At 49.7% G+C, this 3,941-nt stretch carries 4 protein-coding genes; all 4 read left to right on the forward strand.

Going from position 1 to position 3,941, the window contains the following annotated elements; translation table 11 throughout:
- Window positions 1–1,098: 1,098 nt before the first annotated feature.
- The 4 genes from ABQ298_13785 (at window position 1,099) to ABQ298_13800 (ending at window position 3,761) form a co-directional block, all read left to right on the forward strand.
- Complete coding sequence (locus ABQ298_13785; GenBank protein MEQ9825450.1) at window positions 1,099–1,818, forward strand: DUF4386 domain-containing protein; 720 nt, start codon at window positions 1,099–1,101, stop codon at window positions 1,816–1,818.
- A gap of 200 nt (window positions 1,819–2,018) precedes the next feature.
- Window positions 2,019–2,426 (forward strand): nuclear transport factor 2 family protein, encoded by a 408-nt coding sequence (locus ABQ298_13790; GenBank protein MEQ9825451.1) that lies wholly within the window; start codon window positions 2,019–2,021, stop codon window positions 2,424–2,426.
- Window positions 2,427–2,485: 59 nt separating this feature from the next.
- The gene (locus ABQ298_13795; GenBank protein MEQ9825452.1) at window positions 2,486–2,929 is read left to right on the forward strand and encodes a nuclear transport factor 2 family protein; all 444 of its coding nucleotides are present in this window, start codon (window positions 2,486–2,488) and stop codon (window positions 2,927–2,929) included.
- Window positions 2,930–3,218: 289 nt separating this feature from the next.
- On the forward strand, window positions 3,219–3,761 hold the full coding sequence (locus ABQ298_13800; protein MEQ9825453.1) for an outer membrane beta-barrel protein: 543 nt from the start codon (window positions 3,219–3,221) through the stop codon (window positions 3,759–3,761).
- The last annotated feature ends 180 nt before the right edge of the window (window positions 3,762–3,941 follow it).

Below are 3,941 nucleotides of genomic sequence, written 5' to 3' on the forward strand. Positions count from 1 at the left end.
CCTATCGCCTATAACCTATAACCACCCAAGCTAACACCGTTCGTCCTACGGACTCTCTTGATCCGGCTTCGCCGGAGCAGGATACACGTCGTCCCTCCGTGTAGCAGGTTCAAAAACAATCTCTTTTGTTCCGTAGCGGAATTTGGAAAAATTTCGACCCCCTGGACACTCGAATACCTCAACGGTTCGACCTTTCCCAGCAACAGCTTCAAAAATCACCCACAAAAACCTGTTGCGCACAGCGCATCCTCTTGGACTGGCGCCAGTCCATCCAGTGAAGCTCAGCTGAACGATGTTCCAACTCACAGCAGTGCGTCAGCCTGTTCCATACAACCGCTGTTATTCAACACCGTTCGTCCTACGGACTCTCTCGATCCGGCTTCGCCGGAGCAGGATACACGTCGTCCCTCCGTGTAGCAGGTTCAAAGACAATCTCTTTTGCTCCGTAGCGGAATTTGGAAAAATTTCGACTCCTGGACACTCGAGTACCTCAACGGTTCGACCTTTCCCAGTAACAGGTTCAAGAACCACCACAAAAACCTGTTGCGCGCAGCGTATCCTGTTGGACTGGCCTCGCCAGTCCATCCAGTGAAGCGCAGCTGAACGATGCTCTAATTCCCGCAGTGCGCCAGCCTTCTCCAATACTGAGCCATCCTAAGCTTAAAGCCTTCGCCATCAACCATTTCCGCTTAGCCATCGTGGATCCGCTGCACCCCTCATCATCTGAGAAATCTGGGCAATCGGTGGTTCAAATTCTATATTTTATAACCACAGATCTATGAGATGGACACAGATTCGAATTGATTCGAGACCATCGTCCATCACCCAAAACTGATTAACCATTCCCCAACCCTGTTCTTGTAGCATTTTCGCGAGCTGGAAGCTCCCGCCACCTTGCCTGTCCCGTCCGAAGACATCCCCTATCTTTCTGATTCCAGGTCTCTTCCGAGATTTTGCATTGCCTCAAAGGCTGAATTCTTTTAGCCAAACTTCGTGCAAATTCCCTCCACCTCGTCCCCCTGATAACTGCCATTCAATGGCAACTAACGCAACTGTGACACTTTTGGGGATGTAACGTACAAAAAAGGAAAATCATCAATGCATTCTTTTATCAGATCACCCAATTGTTACGCCAGAATTGCAGGCCTTTCGTATCTTTTGATCATTGGCTTTGGTCTTACTGGGCAACTGTTTATCAGAGATGCGTTGATCGTTTATGGCGATGCAGGCTTGACGGCCAGCAATATCCTTCAGAACGGAACAATTTGGCGGCTGGGTATTACCGGTGATGTGCTGATGCATGCGCTGGATATTCCCGTTATGATCATTCTTTATCTCCTGCTGAAGCAGGTTCACCAACCATTGGCTCTAGTTTCAGTCGCTTTCAATTTGGCGCAAACGGCTGTGCTTGTTGCCAACAAGCTGCTGATGCTGGTGCCGCTGGTCCTCATGAATCATTCAGAGTATGTTGCGGCTTTTGACATGAACCAAATCCATGCACAAGTGATGTTGCTGGCGGATTTGCACAATTACGGCTTTGGGCTGGGTTTGATTTTCTTTGGTTGTGCTTGCATCGGATATGGATTGCTTGTTTTCAAGTCGCGCTATTTTCCAAGATTTCTTGGAGTGCTCATGATGGTAGCAGGTGCAAGTTACTTGACCAATAGCCTGACCTTGCTGATTGCTCCCTCTTTTTCCGGAGTGGTATTTCCCATCTTGCTGCTCTCTTTTATCGGCGAGCTTACCTTTGCCCTATGGCTGGTTTTCAAGGGCATTCATCTTGATCAATGGCATCAAGCAGTGGGTCGAGAGGGGTAGGGCGGCAGAGCGGTACTGTCAGGGTGATAAAACACCAAGACCAAGTCAGGATTTTTTCAAAAGAACTGTCGATTCGAGCCAATGTCATTCGTCTAAGTTGATGTGAAAACCAAAAGTTTTGCACAGCATTCAAGACCATGGTGGCACTCGTTCTGTTGCCACTTCCGCTTTGAACTTCCGCTTGTAAACCCAATTATACCATGAAACCCGACTTCGACTCAGCACTTCAACAACACTTCGACGCAATCTCAAATCGAGACATTGAAGCGTTCAAATCCCATCTCACACGGAATGATACGCTCTACACCATTGTGCAGAACGGATATGCGTTCAAGACCCCTGGCGAGTCTATCGCTATTCACGAAGAGTGGTTCAGGAATCCAGATTGGACGTGGAAAGGCAAAGTCATGCATCGAGTTGTCGGACAGGACGTCGCAATGGCGTTAGTCCGCTATGAGTACCGACCCAAGCCCGAAGATGCGCCGTTGGAAACTTGGCTGACTTATGTATTTGAGCTGCAAGATGGACAGTGGCGCATAGTGCACGATCATAATACCGCACTGGACTTTCCGGCATTCGCACGCGCGATGGGAATGGATGCAGAGTGAAAAAATGCTTTCTGCCTTAAGCCGAATCCCATGAATTTCCGAACCCTGGAGAATTGCACATGAACATCAATACTGAAATCGAAGCGATCAAGAGTTTGATCGCGGCTCGCGAGAAAGCCATCGCCAACGCAGATGCTGAAACTGCCATCGAGCCGTTTGCGCATGACGTTGAGGTCTTCGACCTTCAGCCTCCACTTGCTTTCGCCGGAGCGGATGCGCGCGATCCTGAGGAACTGCGTGCCTGGCTGAAAACCTGGAAGGATGCAGGGCCTCGGGTCGAGTTCCGCGAGTCACGAATGCTATTCGATGGCGACCTTTGCGTTGCTTATGGTCTCAGCCACATGCAAGGGGAAAAAATAGAGGAAGGCGCAGTCGAATTGTGGTTCCGCACGACCCTTGTCTTCATGCGTTCCGAAGAGGGCTGGATGATCGTGCATGAGCACAACTCGGTGCCGATGAAGATGGATGGCAGTGGCCTGGCCGCCGTCGACCTGAAGCCCTGAGGCTCGGAACAAACGTATCGGATGCTGTGATTGTTATACCATTTATGGTTCAAGCAACTGAATCCGATAACATTGTCACCGAAAAACCAACAATCGCTGCGACAAATCAAGCGGGGGGAATTCCTTCCCAGCTCTAAGTGCAATCAATCCCTTCAGTTTGTCGTTTGAGATGCGTGCAGACAATCTGTTCTAGCGGATTGATGTGCTCGGTAGTAGTGGGGAAAAGCAGCACTTGCGGGATGGATGGTCCATTTCCGCTTGGAAGAATATCATACAATAGGAGAAGCAAATGAATAAAAAATGGATCGTGTTTGCAATCGCAGCGATGGTGTCGGGTCCCGCTTTTGCCGCTGAAACAGAGTCTGGCGGTGTGACCCCAAACGTGGCAAAGGGAACCAGGGTTCTTGAAGGTACGGGAATCATCAATGTGATGGGAGATGATTTGCAATTACAGCTCGCCTACGGACAGTTTGTCACCGACGCACTCGAAGTTGCCGTGATTGGTGGATTGCGCGACGATGATCGTTACATGAGCACCGAGCTGGGAGTTCGTGCTGAGTACAACTTCTTCCGTGATTCGGCCTTTGTGCCATTCCTGAACGCCAGCGCTGCCTGGGCTGATGTCGAAGTCGACAGCAGCAATCTCAACACCGATTCTGCCGTGTTTTCAGTTGGTGGCGGTGTAAAATACTTCATTCGCGACAACGTTGCTCTTGGCTTGAGCGGCAGCTACCTTACTGCCTTGGATGATATCTTCGTCGACAGTGAAGACGATGAATTGAAGGCTGACGAATTCCGCATCCTCTTCAGTGTTAGTTACTACTTCAACTAATCGGTAGTCGTGCTGTGCTTCGGCCCATCCCGTCATCCGGGGAAGAGTCCCCAAAATTGTTAAAACTTTGAGGTGGTTTCCCGCCCCCAAGCGACCAAGCTTGGAGGCAGCAAAACTAACAAGATAAGGAAACCACCATGGAAAAAAGTGACCTATTGGAACGTCTGCATCAAGCGGATT

Source organism: Puniceicoccaceae bacterium (genome assembly GCA_040224245.1).
In the GTDB taxonomy this organism is placed as follows: domain Bacteria; phylum Verrucomicrobiota; class Verrucomicrobiia; order Opitutales; family JAFGAQ01; genus JAKSBQ01.

What these genes read in the sequence shown, in the direction of transcription:
- ABQ298_13785 (MEQ9825450.1), top strand. Translation starts at nt 1,099, where the DNA reads ATGCATTCTTTTATCAGATCACCCAATTGTTACGCCAGAATTGCAGGC.
- ABQ298_13795 (MEQ9825452.1), top strand. Translation starts at nt 2,486, where the DNA reads ATGAACATCAATACTGAAATCGAAGCGATCAAGAGTTTGATCGCGGCT.
- ABQ298_13800 (MEQ9825453.1), top strand. Translation starts at nt 3,219, where the DNA reads ATGAATAAAAAATGGATCGTGTTTGCAATCGCAGCGATGGTGTCGGGT.
- ABQ298_13790 (MEQ9825451.1), top strand. Translation starts at nt 2,019, where the DNA reads ATGAAACCCGACTTCGACTCAGCACTTCAACAACACTTCGACGCAATC.